Consider the following 16,693-nt stretch of genomic DNA (forward strand, 5'->3'; position numbering starts at 1 on the left):
CCACCAGCGTATTCGCTGAGATGGATAGCTCTTTCTTTGGCATTGCACACACTTATAGGGTTTGAATTAGCGATGATTCATTGGCGCGGGCGTATGATTTTGTGGGCGTGTGGGTGCTGTATTTTCCATTGGACGGTTTGTACCAGCCGCCGGAGTTGGGAATACACGTTCAATCACGTCCACCATTTCATTGCTCAAGCCTCTAATCGGATGACCATTTTGCACACTGTGTGTAAAGTCAGTGGCTTGTTTAACAAAGTCCGGGTTAGCGGATACATACACCTGTTCAATCGAAGGCGCAAATTGCTTCACTTTATTAGCGATACGGCTCTTGACTGCATCACTTGGTTCATATGCAGTTCTTGCTCCCTCGATGGTGGTGTTTCCGGTATTTGCGCGATTGTTGTCCGTCAAGCCACGCAACATACCGTACGAGCCTGTACCCATCGTACCGAATAAACCGTCATCACGACGCGCAGGTGTTCCATTCCCGGTTACTCCATTGTCTGTCATTCCAGGCGTTGTAGTATCCGTAGTACGGTTTCCTCTAGTACCATTAACGCCATTCACACTCGGTACATTCCCGTTACGTCCAATACTATTTGCACTTGGAGTACCGTCAACACTTGGAGCACCAACACCTGTTCCGTTAGCTTGGTCTTTCAAGGAAACGGCTACATAGGCATGTCGTTCACCGACCAGCACTGTCGCAGACTTTACATCCGGCATCTCGGATATACGTTTGGACAAATTGCGATCGACTTGCAGATTACGGACTGGATGTCCGGTTCGGTTGGCATTTTCATTCAATGCCATCCCGTCCATACCATTGGACTTAACCCCATAACGATTGACACCATCCATACCATAACGGTTCACACCATCCATATGATGTGTGCTTTGCGCGTTATAGCGTGTACTGTTCGTACGAACGTTATGATCGGCATTTCCGCACCCGGTCAAAGCAGCCATACTGGCGAGTAAAGCAGCAGAAATCGTAAAACTGATGACCTTCTTAGTTCCTGGCATGAACTCATCCTCCATACATTATAAAATGTGTGACGAGATTATCATGCGCTATGAATCATAGGGATATCCTGACTAAAAAATGACTAAAAAAATAAAATTTTAATGTAAATATGAAATACAATTGATGATTTACCACAAGATGGCATGTATAATAAGCTTGAAAAATACTTTATTTTACAAAGGAGGATTTTCAGTTTGAAAAAGATCACCGTTTTGATGCTCATTTTTTTGTTATCAGTTACTCTTGTTCCCGTTGGCGCTTTTGCAGGCTCCACTACACCCCAACCCCCAAAAGATCCCGCCGGAAGCTGGGCAGAAGGTCCACCACCTAATCGCGTTGATCCAGCCAAGCCCGCACTATTGTTCGTACATGGTTTGAACAGTAGCGCTGAAGTCTGGACCAAGAATGATAACGATATGCTTCAGCGCGCACGTGACGCCGGATACCAGACAGCCACCATTAATCTGTACGATACAACTGGCACATCCCAAGATATGTGGGACAATGGTAAGCTTCTGGCCGACAAAATTAAGGTCATCAGCAATCACTTTGGAAAAAAGCTTATCGTCATCGCCCACAGCAAAGGTGGAGTGGATACTCAAACCGCTCTCGTATATAACGGAGCCGCTCCTTATGTACAACGTGTCATCACCCTCAGCAGTCCTCATCATGGTTCACAACTTGCAGATCTCGCCTACAGTAGCTGGGCCGGATGGCTGGCAGATATCGTCGGGTCACAAAATCCCGGTACCTCCACTTTACAAACATCTTATATGAAGTATTTCCGAACCAAGACCGATTCACTTAGTAATGCGACTACAGTTCCATTCTTCACGTTTGCTGGTGATAACTGGTCTGGCGGCACTGCTTCCTACATACTGGGCGGACTTTACCTCTCCTCCTTTGGTAAGAATGATGGAGTGGTCACAGTCGACAACGCTAAGCTTCCCGGCGGACGTGTAGTTAAAGTCGGATCTTGGGATCATGCCAAGGTTCGCACTGGTTCTTACGTCTTCTCCCTGATCCAACCCTACCTCCAAGCGAACACTCCAGCATTGAATCAGGAAACTGAGGCACTTTCAGCATCTTCCCTGACTGCTTCTGCTTCACAATCCACCTATAGCGAGATCGATAATTCATATTTTATCCGAGGCGGCGATTATAATGGAAAAGCCTCACAAACCCTCACTGTTGAAAATGGTGTAAAATCCATTGATCTGGACTGGATCAGCGATAAACGTGTGAGTAAACTGGAACTAACCAAGCCTGACGGTACTAGTGAAATTATTAATCTGAAAGCAGGCTATGATGACGATATTTTTGCTGGTGCCTGGCATCATAACGCCGTCATTCAAAATCCAAAACCGGGCACCTATAAACTGAACGTCACGGTTCCTGATAATGGAGCGTATCTCCTGATTGCACGTTACCAGGCTGTTCAAGTTCCTGAGCTGAAATACAATTTAAATGCAGTGGGCCCGAAGCTAAATTTGAAACCACAGGATTCCCCGAACAGTGTTACACAAGTCACCTACCAAGTTCAATATTATGGTGATCCGCAGCAAGGAGTCACTTCTACATCCAAAGGTTTGACGGTACAGCAAAAAAACGTTAACCCTACCGGACAAATTGAGCTATCCAAAGCGGACAAGCCCGGCATCTATTCTGTAACCTATGAAATTAGCGGCACCACAGAGGCTGGATATCCGTACCGCCGCACAGCTGTTCAATCCATTTATATTGATGCTGACGGCAACAAGTATGTTGACTAAATAAATCTACAACCTAAAAAGCCTGCAAACCCCCATTATAGTTGGGGCGTTTGCAGGCTTTTTTTCATTACAAAACATCTTGATAGAAATAATACTTTGTAAGGCATTCGTTGTGTTCAATCCGTTGTCTGATTCCTCAGCTTATGAAGCCAATAGTAGCGGTGTATATCCATAATAAAATGAAAAAGAACACATGCCAGCATCGAGTATACACTTATCAATACTGTGGCAACTAATTGTTGTGTAGCGAATCCGAGGGAAACATTAGCTATCAGATAACCAGCCCCAGTAAATGTGGTGATAGTTACTACAGGCGCTCTTTTGTTTTTTTCCTTAAACTTTGGTTTCTTCCTATGATTTGAAGGATCTTTGAATTTCGTTAAATTATATTTTATAAAGTAATACAAGGCCACTCCATAAAGGGCAAAAGAACCTACAAAATACCATGGAGTATCCAGATCCAACATGCCATAAGCAAACTTTTGTGTCATGATCATGAAGCCAATAGAACAAACCAAACCAAATACACCACGGAATAAAACGTAATTCAACTGCAATTTGCGTGGCATGATGACCAGTACAAGGGCCCAAATGTTTATCATAACAATCGGTGGCAACAATACATAAACGTAAACTGCAATGTATGGATTTCCCACTAAGAGGATAACTAGAAACAGATCTAACAGTAATAAAACAAGAATGATGACATTGGAACGAATACTGTTGACTGGGTACATCTTCATACTTTTTTCAAAAGAAGCCCTGTTATCACTCATAAACTTATAAGCCCTCCGTTAAATAAGTAAACCTACGGATAAGGATAGCCAAGGCTATATCCATTGTCCACTTTTTACTGTCTTTAACTCTTGTTGCAGTTCTTCTATAAAATCAGTCACAATGCTTTGGACAGCATCTTCACGGGACATACGAATATACCGACTGGTCTTTTGAATGTCTTCCTCGAACAATTGAAGTATCCTACACATGGCCTCCTGATCTCCACTTCGTACTAATTTTAGCAATTGGACGAACTCAGCATCCGAAATAACTCTTTGAGCATTTTCTTTTTCCATTTATTCACCGCCTGTTGGGATAGCTTTAACTCTTTTGCAATCTGTGCTTCGGTTTTGTCTAGTATGTAAAGGTCAAAGATGATCATTTTTCCGATCTCAGAAGGTAGAGAGTTGATAAGCTGTAGTGTGTACATATTAGAGTTTGAAGATTCTGTAAAAGATGGGGCGCTGACGGCTTCGTTCTTTTCCATTACAAATTCATGATTGGTTTGTACCCGAGCACGATACTGGATTCTCCAGGCAATGCGGTACAGCTTCTTTCGATATTGTTCCACCAATGTTAGCTGAGACTTATCCATTGTAAATTACCCTTTCTCTTTGGATTTGACTTTTTCTAAATCCTCATACTATAGGGTAATTTGCAAACCTATTTTACAACCAAAACAGAACATTTGTTCTTATTTATTATACTATTTTTACATGCAGTTGTATATGGTTCTTTTAATTTACCTTCCTTTATATATGGCTAAAAAGGAGGGAATACATTGCAAATGGATGATGCTCTTTCTCTGGTTACCAACGTAGGCTTTCCGGCTGGACTTTGTTTTATTTTGTTGCGGCACATCCTGCACACGATGGAAGAAAAGCTGGATAAGCTGGATCTCTCACTTCATGAGCTGATTCAGGTTATCCAAGATTTAAACGACAATAACAGCTCTTCTTCCAAAAGCAGCAAACCTGACGAATAACGAACACAAAGAAGCTCCAGACGACGATCATCCGCCGTTGGAGCCTCTTTGTGCGCTAATTTAATTTCTAATGATTATTTTCCAGTCTGAGCTTGGTCGTGGCCATTCTGTTCAGTACGGTTCACGTCAGATACTGACAGACCATAAGCCCAGTTACTTTGTGGCGGCACAACCCATACGGTATCTGGATCATCGTTAAGCGTCCAGCCCTGATAGACCAGCTGGGAATCATCCTTACCCAGCGATATACTCAGCGTAAAGCGGTGAACAGGCTTGCTCAGCTCGGAGGCTTTGCGCAAGGCCTGACTGCTAGCCAGGTTTTTGATTTGCTGCGAGAGGGAAGTCGCCGTGTCATTGGCTACTGACTTTCCGTTCAGCGTCCAAGATGTGGAAGCACTGTCTCCGGTTCCGCTGTTACCGGAGGATTTGAGCATCCATGAAGAATTTTGGCCTTCCCACTCTATTCCGCTCAGCTTGGTATCGTCCCAATCGAACGGCGTTGTATCTATAAAATCATCAGCACCCAGCAACAACCCTGAAAGTGTATCTATAGGTACAGAAGCTATCTCTTTTTTGTCTGATAATACATAAACAGCATCTCCGGAAGGCAACGTTTCACCGAAGGCAAAGGTACGAACGTCGCCCTTCTTGGTCTTAATCTCAATCTGATCATGGGTAGCGCTGATCCCATATTTGGCTACGTCTGTAGGGGAAGATTCCACCACTTCACCCAACTTTACATTTTGAATCGCTGCTAGCCAATTGTCTATTGTATATTGGTTTAGCGGGTAAGTCCGTGGCTTGCTCATACTCCATTGACCATCATGTTGTTCAAGTTCCACCGACTTGCCGTCCTTTCCTGTGATCGCGAAAGACGTAATATTCTCTTGCGTAAGCTGAACCAGCTGGCGAGCCGCCGGCGCTTGTTCACGAAAGAAGTTTTGGCTCTTTGCATAGATTATACCCGCTCCCAATACAACTAACAGTAGCACTGTGGGTATCCATTTTCTCATGCTCTTCTTCGCCTCCACCATAATAAGATTCCGATGACCGCGAATAGCAACGGCAATCCGATGACAGATATGGTCAATATCGTTTTTGCTTGTGCAGGAGTCAAGTAAGCTACCTTATAATCCTGCTCCTGACGAGGACGAATGGTAAGCCCATCAGAATGTTCCTGCACATAATTCAGACTGTTCAGCACAAAGTCTCGATTGCCTCCTGTGTTGATCTCAGTGTCGCTTAAAAGGGCAGACGTTCCGAGAATAACGGCTTTGGGCTTGCCGTCTTTCCCTTCTACCGCATAACCGAGATTCAGCGGCCCCTGCGGGTCCTTGTCATCCTTCTGCGTTTCGTTGTTCAGCAGCCCTTGGATATTCGTTTCGCCATAGCTGGCTGCAGAAGATTTCATCAAAAGCGTCGTCTTCCAATCCTTCTGCTCTCCTGCCTGCAAAGCAATAGACAGTGAAAGAACCGGGTACAGATTGGAAGCCGCCAACTTGTCGGTGATCGCATGACTGCCGAAGGTAGGAACCGTCCATAGAGGTCCAAGTGTATTCGTCTGTTCCTGATCCACCACGATGGCATGAGTGTCCTTCACTCCATAATCAGCCGCTAATGCATCAAGGTTTTTCCAATCGGACCCCATGTTCGGGTGAAAGCCTAGTGCCATAAAAAGCTTTCCGCCATCATTCAGATACGTACGAATACTCTTCAGTTCCGTTGCACTGATATCACGTTCTGGTCCGACAATAGCCAATACAGACGCATCTTTGGGCACGCTCCCCGCCTGATTGAGCTGAACTTCCTCTGTTTTCACATTATCTTGTGACAGTGAGCTACTTAATTCAGTCATTTGGGACAATGGGATTTCCTCATGTCCAGTTAGAAAGGCTACTTTCCCTTGACGGGTAGATGATAATCCCAGCAGTCCACTAGTCAGCTTTTCTTCCCCAGTAAATTGGTATGCCCCTTCACCACTCCCCTGAGCTTGCGTAAATAGACTCCCAATATCTATAACCCGCTTCTTCTCCCCCTGCACCAACACAATAGACGCTGCAGTAACACCATATTGCTTGGCCAGTATCGGTTCCTGATTCAGATCGTATTGCTCGACCTTGAGCTTGTTGTTACGCTTGGCGTATTCATTCAGCATATCCGTAACATCCCGGTTCAGCTTCTGATTTTGTGAAGTGGATACGGTAAAAGCAATGAGCCGTACGTTTTCCTTTACACCCTGGATGGTCGTCAACGTTTGGTCAGACAGCGTATACTGCTTGCCTGCCGTCAGATCCAGTTGAAAGCCACCTAACGACCGCAGAAATAACGTCAATAAAATAAAAATCCCTACAGCAGCAATCGATAGTACCACACTATTGGTATGACCCAGCCATTTTTTCATATTCATTACCTCCACCGTTTCCGTTCAACCACTTGGATGCTGAATAGCAAAAAGAGCACCGCCACCGTCACGTAGTACATCACATCGGCTCCATTCAGCAATCCTTTGGTGAAACTGTCAAACCGTGCGGTTAGTGAAAAAGGTTCCAGCCATTGCTGTACCGCCGCAGATGCACCCGTCTGTCCACCAAACGAATCCAGCATCCAGAACACAAGTAAAATAATAAAACTGACGACCGCCGACATCATCTGATGCTGTGAAAGCGTCGAAGCGAATAAGCCGATCGCCATCATGGCTGCGCCAAGCATGAACAGACCGATCACAGATGTTAATACCAGCGTCCAATCCAGCTTCCCATAAAAGGACATCACGACCGGATACGCTAGACTGCACAGCACCAATATGAGCAACATGCCCAGCGACGCCAAAAATTTACCTACGATCATTTCCGTCACACTCACAGGTGAGGTAAGCAGCAGTTCATCCGTACCTTGCCTGAATTCCTCCGCAACCAGCCTCATCGTGAGCAATGGGACGACGAACACCAGCATGGACAAGGTGTCACCGAGTACCAGTCGATAGTCCAGAATGCTAGGCTGATACATAACAAAATTTGTGTAAAAAAGTAACCCCGTCAGCAGCATGTACACTGCAAGCGCAAAATACGTCGTTGGTGTCCACAGATAGGCTTGCAGCTCTTTTTGACAGACCGCGAACAAACGCCTCATGACCGATTACCTCCTGTATCCTTATCTTTTTCAGCCTTATCGTCGCTGGACGCAGCTTCTCCGTGCTCCACCGTGATGGCCGTAGGTGCTGCAGTATCCGAGGAATGTAGGTCTTGTACTGCTGGATCGCTGACCTGACCTTCTTCCGTCTCGCGGGTCGTTAACTGCTGGAAGATATTTTCCAAGCTAAGGTTTTCTTTTTTCATCTCCAAAATTGGAAGCTTCGCATCAGACAACACATAAAATAGTTCTTCGCGAAAATCCTCACCGGAGGCTCCTGTGAGTAGCAATCCGGTCATATCTGGCTCTGCGGCAGTCAGATTCGTGTTCGCTGAAGGCAGCGTGGTCGCCATAGATTCAACCTCTACTTTTCCCCAAGTACGCAGGACATCCAGCACCTGCTCACGCTTGCCTTTAACCTCCACCTTCACCTTGAATCCATCTTCCATCGAACCGCCGAGCGCGTCAGGACGCCCATCCATGACCAGTTTCCCTTCATGGATGATGAGAACACGATTGCACAAAGCATCCACCTCAGGCAATATATGCGTACTTAGCAATACCGTATGATTTTCGCCAATCTCCTGAATGAGCTGACGAATCTCCAAAATCTGATTGGGGTCCAAACCTGAGGTCGGTTCATCCAGTACCAATAAATCCGGGTTATGAATAATCGCACCTGCCAGTCCCAAGCGCTGTTTATACCCTTTGGACAAACTGCGGACTAATTGTTTTTCCCGCCCATTCAGTCCTAGCCTGGAAATCATCTCCGAAATACGCAGCTTCTGCTCTCTCGCAGGCACGTCCCGAATACTAGCTACAAACTTTAAATAGGATCTTACGGACATATCCTCATACAAAGGGGGAGTCTCCGGCAGATAACCGATTTTGGAACGGGCCTGTCTGCCCTTATCCTGAATCGGGATACCGTCAATCGTAATCACTCCCTCGTTGGGTTGAAGATACCCTGTAATCATGCGCATCGTCGTCGTTTTACCCGCACCATTCGGCCCCAGGAAACCAACAATTTCACCGCGCTGCATTTCAAAATCCAGCTTATGTACACCCCGGTTGCCCTCATACCACTTGCTCACCTGCTGCACTTTGAGCACATGTTCCACCCTTTCTTTTATCGTAATCTTCTCCCTGCTGCTCCCCTACTTCCCTCCCACCTAAAATGTTGCATGAGTAGCGGGTAGCAGCGAAGCAGAGGATTTGAAGCTGGAGAAGCGCCAGCGTTCGCCTTTGCTGTAGGATTCTTACCTTTATATGTCTTATCTAATCAAAGAAGAATCCTACAGCAACAGCGATCGGAAGCTCAAAGCCTTCGCGGAGCGGTCTCCCCGCACCTTATGCTACACTTTTAAATTCTAATGATAATCCCCCACATATAACTCCAGCTTAACGTCACTTAAATAGAAGCTTAAAATAATGTGTCTGAAATGTGAACACAAAAATACACATCTGCCCTCGGAAACTTGTACGGTTCGCTAGGATATGGATTCGCATCTACTATCATTACAACGTGTGAAGGGAGTGTATAAAAGCGATGAGTGTATTGTTTACCAATCTAGTTTCTAACGGCGACTTCGAGATCGGATCAACCCTTTTTTGGAGCTCTGTCAATGTGACTGTCACTAACTTATCTGTAAAAAAGACAAACTTTTATAGTGCGATCCTGGCAGGAGGCGCAGTAGATGCATCTCTTTCCCAGGTCGTTTTTGCTGCACCAGGCGAAAGCTATACATTAAGCCTTTCAGCTGCAAAAGTAGGAAGCCTGTCCAGTCCTCAAGTTAACATATTTCTGTATTACTATGACGCAGCCTTTAGCTTCCTTGGCACAGGGCTAACTACCTATTTGAGCTCAGGCACATTGCCAGACGCTGTGAACGGAACATGGCAAAGCCTATATGAAGTAACAGCTCCTGTTCCAGCCAACGCAGCCTATGCCTTTTTGGTTATTAGTAAAAATGCCTTGGCTAACACTGCTGATGTAGCCATTGATTCTATTGCTCTTGTTAAAGCAAGTGCAGCTGGAGCTGTAGGACCAGCCGGACCTGTCGGGCCCACGGGCGCTACGGGTGACACTGGTGTTACTGGACCTGTCGGACCTACTGGTGCCACGGGGGACACTGGTGTTACTGGACCTGTCGGACCTACTGGTGCCACGGGCGACACTGGTGTTACCGGACCTGTCGGACCTACTGGTGCCACGGGTGACACTGGTGTTACTGGACCTGTCGGACCTACTGGCGCCACAGGTGACACTGGTGTTACTGGACCTGTCGGGCCTACGGGCGCCACGGGTGACACTGGTGTTACTGGACCTGTCGGACCTACTGGTGCCACGGGTGACACTGGTGTTACTGGACCTATTGGGCCTACGGGCGATACCGGACCTGCGGGGCCGACTGGACCTACCGGACCATTTGGCCTTGGATTTACTGGACCTGTTGGGCCTACGGGAGCCACGGGGGACACAGGTGCTACCGGACCTGTCGGACCTACTGGCGCCACGGGGGACACTGGTGTTACCGGACCTGCTGGACCAATCGGACCGATCGGGCCTATTGGCGACACAGGCGCTACTGGACCTGTCGGACCTACGGGCGACACGGGACCTACAGGGCCGACTGGACCTACCGGACCATTCGGCCTTGGATTTACCGGACCTGTCGGGCCTACTGGCGCCACAGGCGACACTGGTGCTACTGGCCCTGTCGGACCTACAGGAGCCACGGGTGATACAGGTGCTACCGGACCTGCTGGACCTACTGGTGCCACGGGCGACATTGGCGTTACCGGATCTATCGGGCCTACTGGCGCTACAGGCGACACTGGTGTTACTGGACCTATCGGACCTACTGGCGCCACTGGCGACACAGGTGCTACCGGATCTATCGGGCCTACTGGCGCTACAGGCGACACTGGTGTTACTGGACCTATCGGACCTACTGGCGCCACTGGCGACACAGGTGCTACCGGACCTGTCGGACCTACTGGCGCCACGGGCGACACTGGTGTTACTGGACCTGTCGGACCTACTGGCGCCACGGGCGACACTGGTGTTACTGGACCTATCGGACCTACTGGCGCCACGGGCGACACTGGTGCTACCGGACCTGTCGGACCTACTGGCGCCACGGGCGACACTGGTGTTACTGGACCTGTCGGACCTACAGGGCCGACTGGACCGATTGGACCAACAGGAGACACAGGCCCAGAAGGACCGATTGGACCTACCGGACCTACAGGGCCGACTGGACCTACGGGGCCTACCGGACTCTAACCTCCTTTTTCTGTCACATCATTTTTAAGCGATGTACCATACCTTATCGACAAAGCCGTACAGCATGTTAAGGCTTTGTCATCCATGCCCTGCCGCAGTTGCGGCAGGGCTTCTATAACTCAGGCCTCTTTTAAAAATCCAACTTTATGTTTGACCTGAATCCTTAGATGGTTTCCAAAGGAGTGATGCTCAATTGATCAGTATCAGCCTGTGCATGATCGTCAAAAATGATCAACATACCATTGGCCGTTGCCTGGAATCGGTCCATCCTATTGTGGATGAGATCAATATCGTGGACACAGGTTCACAGGATCGGACCATTGACATATGTCGCAACTTTACAGATCGAATTTTTCCATTTGAATGGGTAGATCATTTTGCCCTTGCACGTAACTATTCGTTTGAGCAAGCTACGCAGGAGTACATTCTCTGGCTTGATGCCGATGATATTTTGAAGGAGCAGGATGCCGTTAAGCTGCTTGAGCTAAAGCAAACCCTTGATTCCTCAGCTGTACCAACCGTCGATTCTGTGTCTATGAATTATCATTATGCCTTTGATGATCACGGCAATGTCACCCTACATTTTCGCCGAAACCGCTTGATCAGAAGGTCAGCCGGGTTCCGTTGGCATGGAGCCGTGCATGAGTACCTCGCCGTTGACGGGAATATTCAACATGCCGATATCGCCATAACTCACACTAGAACACACACGGCCTCTCCAGGGCGAAACCTGCGAATTTATGAGAAGTTGCTCGCCCAAGGTCATGCCTTCTCTCCTCGTGACCTCTACTATTACGCTAACGAGTTAAGAGATAATGAAAGATATGAGCAGGCCGTGCAGGCTTACCGGAATTTTCTGGATACCGGACAATGCTGGGTAGAGGATGCGATTAGTGCATGTAGCAAAATGGCCGACTGCCTGCAACAACTGGGCAAGCTGGAGCAAAGTATTACCGCGGCTCTCCATAGTTTGACCTTCGATACACCCAGGGCAGATCTATGCTGTCGGATAGGTCATTATTTTTTGCATAAAAATGAGATTACCAAAGCTATTTATTGGTACGACATGGCTACCACTCTCAATCCTCCCGACACGATGGGCCCAGTACAGGACGCGTACCAAACGTGGTTTCCTCATATCCAGCTATGCATTTGCCATTTTCGGCTGAAGGATTACACACGTGCGAATTGGCACAACGAGCAAGCTGCCACGTATATTCCCAACGACCCGCATGTCCTGCATAATCGACAATTTTTCAGCTCAATCCTGAATCCTCCCCAATAGAGATGTCCCCCATACTCAACCCTCAATCTTTAAGTAAGTCAAAGGAGGAGCAAGCGGAATGCAACAATCGAATCGGTACAAGATAGCTGTCTATGCCATTAGCAAAAATGAAGCCCGATTCGCCAAACGATGGATGCACACCATGCGTGAAGCCGATGTTGTCATTGTAGCGGACACCGGCTCTACAGACGATACCGTTTCTCTGCTACGCGAAGCGGGTGCAGAGGTGCATCGTATCCAGGTAACTCCTTGGCGTTTTGACAAGGCTCGCAATGAGTCCCTACGGCTGGTCCCTGACGATATAGATATTTGTGTCTGTACGGATCTGGACGAAGTCTGGGAGGAAGGTTGGCGGTCGCGGCTGGAACGCAACTGGAGGGAAGGAACTACCCGGATGCTATATGCCTTTACACATGGACAGCCTGGGCAAGATACCGTTTATACATGGTTCTGGAAAGAAAAAATACACACTCGTCACGGTTACCGCTGGGTACGCCCGGTTCACGAGGTGCTTGAATATATCGGGAAGGGTGAAGAACGCAGCATCCGATCCGACCAGCTACGCTTGTATCATGATCCCGATCCGCACAAGTCCCGCAGCCAATACCTTCCACTGCTGGAGCAGTCTGTGTGCGAGTTTCCTGAGGATGACCGCAACATGCATTACTTGGGGCGGGAATATATGTATCATGGCCGTTGGGACGAGTGCATTGCTACACTGCAACAACATCTTGCCATGCCGCAGGCACGCTGGGCAGATGAACGCAGCGCTTCGATGCGCTTTATTTCTAGAGCCTATAAAGCAAGTGAACAATGGCAGGAGGCAACACGTTGGTTATACCGGGCTATTGCGGAAGCACCGTATTTACGTGAACCTTACACGGAAATGGCTCAGCTGGCCTATCATACACGGAACTGGTCCGCTGTCTATCATATGGTTGAAGAAGCGTTACGTATTTCAACACGACCGGATACGTACATGCAAGAGGATTTTTGCTGGGACGCCACACTGTATGATCTTGGTGCCCTCGCTTGCTACGAGTTAGGCCTTTTACACAAAGCTTGTGAATTTGCGAGAGAAGCAACAGAGCGCTCCCCGGACGATTCTCGCCTTAGCCATAATTATGCGCTAATTCAATCTAGGCTTCCATAGAAACCCACACCCCGTCCTGTAGGTTGAATAACTTGGTATAGGAGCTTGTGATTGGCAAAGGAGGTTATTGAGATCAAAGTTCTATTTACTTTTTATATACCGAGCGGCGGCGTAGAAACCTTGAACCGCCAACGCTGTAAAGTGCTCATGCAGGACGGGATTGAATGTCATCTTCTCTATTATCAGCAAGGTACAGGGATGCAAAACCTGAACGGCGATATTCCTGTATTCATGACTTCCTCTGAAGAAGAAATTCGAATGCTGGTAATTACTAACCGCTATGATGCAATTATCGTCTCATCGGATTATCCTATGCTCCCCAGACTGCGAATGTTGGGCTATCAGGGGGTATTAATCTATGAATCGCAGGGCTTTGGTTCTCACGAAGAGGCTGCTTGGGTGGTCGCGGATGCAGTTCCGTATCTTCAGAGACATGCCAACGCGGTGCTCTTGCCCAATACAACTCATCTGGTGCAGCTATTTACCGACATGTGTCCATGGCTTAATCGTTATGTATTTCCAAACGTACTGGATACCAGCGTATTTAATTATGTACCTAACACTCCTCCGATCAATCCGATTATTGCCTGGGTTGGGCGGTTGGAGCCCAACAAGAACTGGAGGCATTTTGTCGACATTTCTTACTGGATGCTGCAAAACCGTGCGGATCTTCGAATCTGGATGTTTTATGATGACACCTTGTCTCAGCCGGAGGATAAAATACAATTCGAGAACATGCTTGCTCAGCTTGGCATGTCCTCCATTATCGAGCGTTTTAAAAGCGTACCTCATGCCCAAATGCCCCTGTACTACTCCATGATTGGCGACTCAGGCGGCTACCTGCTATCGACCTCGCTGGTAGAGGGCTTCGGCTATGCGGTTGCTGAGGCGATGGCCTGTCGTTGCCCGGTATTAAGCTCTGATTCAGACGGAGTACGAGCATTCATTGACCACAACGAAACCGGTAAATTTTATCAGCAGGGAGACATCTTGCAGGCGATACTCCAAGGACTAGACCTGATGAACAACGTACCTCAACGCGAATCTATCCGCAGAAAAGGGCTGGAGCGAATCGTTAACCTGTTGGCACCAGACAAATATGTGCGCTCCTTCCGGCAGATGATGAACACGCTGGGTGTGAGGTAACTAAAAAACAGCTGACGACAACCCTTTTTATATACGGGCCATCGTCAGCTTTAATTTGCCTTTTATTCTTGAATATTGGAATCTATCTAATCTTTAGTAAGCGGTCTCCTACATGAATATCCTTGGAATCTTCAACTAAGATATCCGTGTACACAGCTGTATTGATTACAATGACGGATGTGGTAATATCATATCCTTCATCCTCTATAGCTTTGGGATCGAATTCAACCAGCTTGTCCCCTTTTTGAATCGTATCCCCTTCAGACACAAAGGAAGTGAAATGTTTTCCTTTCAAGCTGACCGTATTAATTCCAATGTGAATGAGCAGTTCAACTCCATCCTCAGAAATAAGCCCGATGGCATGCTTTGTTTTGAAAACGGTAACAACAGTTCCGTTAAACGGCGCATAGGCTACTCCTTCTTTCGGAATAATTGCGGCCCCCTGGCCCATCGCACCACTGGAAAAAGCTTCATCTTTTACTTCGGTTAAACGAATTAATTCACCGTGTAGAGGACTGAATACCGTCTTTTCTTCCTCTTTGTTTTCATCTGCAACCTTAATTTCAGACGCAGGTTTTGCATTTTTATAACCGAAAAGATAGGTCAGAATAAATGCAACTACAAAAGCTACAACCAAAGATATGATAAAGCCGATGAAGCCTGCATCCATGCCTTTTGGATTAATGAATAGAGGGATACCAAAAATGCCGCCCGAAGCAAATCCATATGCCGTTGAGCCGAGTAAGCCTGCTGCAGCTCCTCCTATACCTCCAGCGATCGAGGCTAAAATAAACGGTTTTTTGGCGGGTAGCGTAACCCCGTAAATAGCTGGTTCAGTAACCCCCATCAAACCCGCAATTGTGGCAGAAGTGGCAATGGGTTTTAATTTAGGGTCCCGTGATTTCAAAGCGATGGCAAATGCCGCACCTGTTTGCGCAAAAGTCGTACAGAAGAGCATACCGTTAATCGGATCAAACCCATTCGTAACTACATTATTCAGGAGAATTGGAATGAATGCCCAATGCAGACCGAAGATAATGATGCCCTGCCAGAACCCGGCCAGAACGAGGCCAGCTACAGCCGGACTTAACTGATAAATCCACATAGAGCCTTTGGCTAACCCATCGCTGATTATAGTTGCTATCGGCCCGACAACCAGAAAAACAAGCGGTGATATGATGACCAAAGTCAGAAAAGGCACTATGAACATTTTAATGGAGGCAGGTGCATACTTACTTATCATTTTTTCGACCTTAGCTGCCAAGAACGCTCCAATAATGATCGGTATAACAGAAGAAGTATAATTAATCAGAACGACAGGTATGGTCAAAAAGGACAGCGCCGTTTTATCCGTAAAGGCGGAAGTAATGGTCGGGTACACCATCGCTGCTCCCAAAACGGCAGACAGATACGGGTTTCCTCCAAATTTTTTACCTGCTGAAAACCCTAGAATCACCGGAAAGAAATAAAACATAGCATCTGCTGTCGCATATAAAATTTTATACGTGCCCATCTGATCAGTCATCCAGCCCAGGGATGTGCATAAAGCCAATAGTCCTTTTAGAATCCCTACAGCAGCGAGCACACCCACAACGGGCATGAACACACCTGAAATTACATCGACAAAGCGGCTAAATAGGCTCGCTTTTTCATTTTTTTGATCGTCTTCAACCATTTGATCTCCATGCTTTACTCCCATTGTATCCAAAAGAGCTTCGTATACTTTGGGAACCTCATTTCCGATGACCACCTGAAATTGGCCACCACTTTCCACAACGGTAATGACACCTTCAATCTGCTTGATCTTTTCTTTATCTGGCAATTGATTATCCTTCAGTTTAAATCTCAATCGAGTGACACAGTGAATGACACTGTTCACATTTTCATTTCCGCCCACGGCACTTAATACTTCTTTGGCTGTTTTTTTATGATCCATCATGTTCACTCCTTCTTGGATGCGCTTCTATTTTTCTATCCGTAGTAGCTGGATGTGCTATAACTGCGACAATTACGGCACTGATCCCAATTCAGTAGGTATATGGAATTGAGCTGCTTTTTGAAAAAGTAAATCTTAATTTCGATCACAAAATCCTTTGATTTCTGCATCCGAGATAAACTGCCATGCTT

15 protein-coding genes are annotated in these 16,693 nt (G+C 47.0%); 6 read left to right on the forward strand and 9 right to left on the reverse strand.

The genetic code is table 11. From position 1 onward, the window contains the following. Positions 1–66 precede the first annotated feature (66 nt). Positions 67–1,029, reverse strand: coding sequence for a YhcN/YlaJ family sporulation lipoprotein (locus tag MKX30_RS08855; protein WP_028541499.1), 963 nt, complete (start codon positions 1,027–1,029; stop codon positions 67–69). Positions 1,030–1,224: 195 nt separating this feature from the next. On the opposite strand from MKX30_RS08855, the gene MKX30_RS08860 reads away from it, so the two are divergent. Next, on the forward strand, positions 1,225–2,802 hold the full coding sequence (locus MKX30_RS08860; RefSeq protein ID WP_023990069.1) for an esterase/lipase family protein: 1,578 nt from the start codon (positions 1,225–1,227) through the stop codon (positions 2,800–2,802). A gap of 116 nt (positions 2,803–2,918) precedes the next feature. On the opposite strand, the gene MKX30_RS08865 is transcribed toward MKX30_RS08860, so the two are convergent. The 3 genes from MKX30_RS08865 to MKX30_RS08875 are packed head-to-tail and all read right to left on the reverse strand — an operon-like array spanning position 2,919 to position 4,174. Beyond that, positions 2,919–3,578 (reverse strand): hypothetical protein, encoded by a 660-nt coding sequence (locus tag MKX30_RS08865; protein WP_341062733.1) that lies wholly within the window; start codon positions 3,576–3,578, stop codon positions 2,919–2,921. 54 nt (positions 3,579–3,632) lie between these two features. Then, positions 3,633–3,875 carry a helix-turn-helix domain-containing protein gene (locus MKX30_RS08870; protein WP_071642683.1) on the reverse strand — a complete coding sequence of 81 codons (243 nt, stop codon included), beginning with the start codon at positions 3,873–3,875 and terminating at the stop codon, positions 3,633–3,635. Beyond that, complete coding sequence (locus MKX30_RS08875; RefSeq protein ID WP_075154684.1) at positions 3,818–4,174, reverse strand: hypothetical protein; 357 nt, start codon at positions 4,172–4,174, stop codon at positions 3,818–3,820. Before MKX30_RS08875 ends, MKX30_RS08870 begins: the two co-directional genes overlap by 58 nt. A 186-nt stretch (positions 4,175–4,360) precedes the next feature. Between MKX30_RS08875 and MKX30_RS08880 the strand changes: the two genes are divergently transcribed. Continuing rightward, positions 4,361–4,564, forward strand: a complete 204-nt coding sequence (locus MKX30_RS08880; RefSeq protein WP_023990072.1) for a hypothetical protein — start codon at positions 4,361–4,363, stop codon at positions 4,562–4,564. A 74-nt stretch (positions 4,565–4,638) separates the two neighbouring features. Here MKX30_RS08880 and MKX30_RS08885 read toward each other — a convergent pair whose 3' ends face one another. The 4 genes from MKX30_RS08885 to MKX30_RS08900 are packed head-to-tail and all read right to left on the reverse strand — an operon-like array spanning position 4,639 to position 8,805. Further along, complete coding sequence (locus MKX30_RS08885) at positions 4,639–5,577, reverse strand: DUF4340 domain-containing protein (protein WP_023990073.1); 939 nt, start codon at positions 5,575–5,577, stop codon at positions 4,639–4,641. Continuing rightward, positions 5,574–6,965, reverse strand: a complete 1,392-nt coding sequence (locus MKX30_RS08890; RefSeq protein ID WP_076159732.1) for a GldG family protein — start codon at positions 6,963–6,965, stop codon at positions 5,574–5,576. Before MKX30_RS08890 ends, MKX30_RS08885 begins: the two co-directional genes overlap by 4 nt. 5 nt (positions 6,966–6,970) lie before the next feature. Further along, positions 6,971–7,693, reverse strand: coding sequence for an ABC transporter permease (locus MKX30_RS08895; protein WP_028541495.1), 723 nt, complete (start codon positions 7,691–7,693; stop codon positions 6,971–6,973). Then, on the reverse strand, positions 7,690–8,805 hold the full coding sequence (locus MKX30_RS08900) for an ABC transporter ATP-binding protein (RefSeq protein ID WP_076295622.1): 1,116 nt from the start codon (positions 8,803–8,805) through the stop codon (positions 7,690–7,692). The genes MKX30_RS08895 and MKX30_RS08900 overlap by 4 nt, the downstream gene beginning before the upstream one ends. A gap of 437 nt (positions 8,806–9,242) precedes the next feature. Here MKX30_RS08900 and MKX30_RS08905 point away from each other — a divergent pair, with 437 nt between their 5' ends. From MKX30_RS08905 to MKX30_RS08920, 4 genes are all read left to right on the forward strand, one after another. Continuing rightward, entirely contained in the window at positions 9,243–10,982 is a 1,740-nt protein-coding gene (locus MKX30_RS08905; RefSeq protein ID WP_341062734.1) for an NTTRR-F1 domain, read from the forward strand. Positions 10,983–11,175: 193 nt separating this feature from the next. Next, positions 11,176–12,267: a glycosyltransferase gene (locus MKX30_RS08910; RefSeq protein ID WP_069080661.1), complete on the forward strand. Its 1,092-nt coding sequence runs from the start codon at positions 11,176–11,178 to the stop codon at positions 12,265–12,267. Between the two features lie 58 nt (positions 12,268–12,325). Beyond that, positions 12,326–13,420 carry a tetratricopeptide repeat-containing glycosyltransferase gene (locus tag MKX30_RS08915; RefSeq protein ID WP_341062736.1) on the forward strand — a complete coding sequence of 365 codons (1,095 nt, stop codon included), beginning with the start codon at positions 12,326–12,328 and terminating at the stop codon, positions 13,418–13,420. 51 nt (positions 13,421–13,471) lie between these two features. Next, positions 13,472–14,566, forward strand: coding sequence for a glycosyltransferase family 4 protein (locus MKX30_RS08920; protein ID WP_053326016.1), 1,095 nt, complete (start codon positions 13,472–13,474; stop codon positions 14,564–14,566). An 82-nt stretch (positions 14,567–14,648) separates the two neighbouring features. Here MKX30_RS08920 and MKX30_RS08925 read toward each other — a convergent pair whose 3' ends face one another. Then, a complete protein-coding gene (locus MKX30_RS08925) occupies positions 14,649–16,502 on the reverse strand; it encodes a beta-glucoside-specific PTS transporter subunit IIABC (RefSeq protein ID WP_341062799.1) in 1,854 nt (617 codons plus the stop codon). Positions 16,503–16,693 lie beyond the last annotated feature (191 nt).

The organism is Paenibacillus sp. FSL P2-0173 (assembly GCF_038008045.1).
Lineage (GTDB): Bacteria > Bacillota > Bacilli > Paenibacillales > Paenibacillaceae > Paenibacillus > Paenibacillus polymyxa_B.

Excerpts from the sequence above, each read along its gene's own strand:
- MKX30_RS08925 (WP_341062799.1), bottom strand. The coding sequence starts at position 16,502 with ATGGATCATAAAAAAACAGCCAAAGAAGTATTAAGTGCCGTGGGCGGA.
- MKX30_RS08895 (WP_028541495.1), bottom strand. The coding sequence starts at position 7,693 with ATGAGGCGTTTGTTCGCGGTCTGTCAAAAAGAGCTGCAAGCCTATCTG.
- MKX30_RS08855 (WP_028541499.1), bottom strand. The coding sequence starts at position 1,029 with ATGCCAGGAACTAAGAAGGTCATCAGTTTTACGATTTCTGCTGCTTTA.
- MKX30_RS08890 (WP_076159732.1), bottom strand. The coding sequence starts at position 6,965 with ATGAAAAAATGGCTGGGTCATACCAATAGTGTGGTACTATCGATTGCT.
- MKX30_RS08915 (WP_341062736.1), top strand. The coding sequence starts at position 12,326 with ATGCAACAATCGAATCGGTACAAGATAGCTGTCTATGCCATTAGCAAA.
- MKX30_RS08870 (WP_071642683.1), bottom strand. The coding sequence starts at position 3,875 with ATGGAAAAAGAAAATGCTCAAAGAGTTATTTCGGATGCTGAGTTCGTC.
- MKX30_RS08865 (WP_341062733.1), bottom strand. The coding sequence starts at position 3,578 with ATGAGTGATAACAGGGCTTCTTTTGAAAAAAGTATGAAGATGTACCCA.
- MKX30_RS08905 (WP_341062734.1), top strand. The coding sequence starts at position 9,243 with ATGAGTGTATTGTTTACCAATCTAGTTTCTAACGGCGACTTCGAGATC.
- MKX30_RS08875 (WP_075154684.1), bottom strand. The coding sequence starts at position 4,174 with ATGGATAAGTCTCAGCTAACATTGGTGGAACAATATCGAAAGAAGCTG.
- MKX30_RS08885 (WP_023990073.1), bottom strand. The coding sequence starts at position 5,577 with ATGAGAAAATGGATACCCACAGTGCTACTGTTAGTTGTATTGGGAGCG.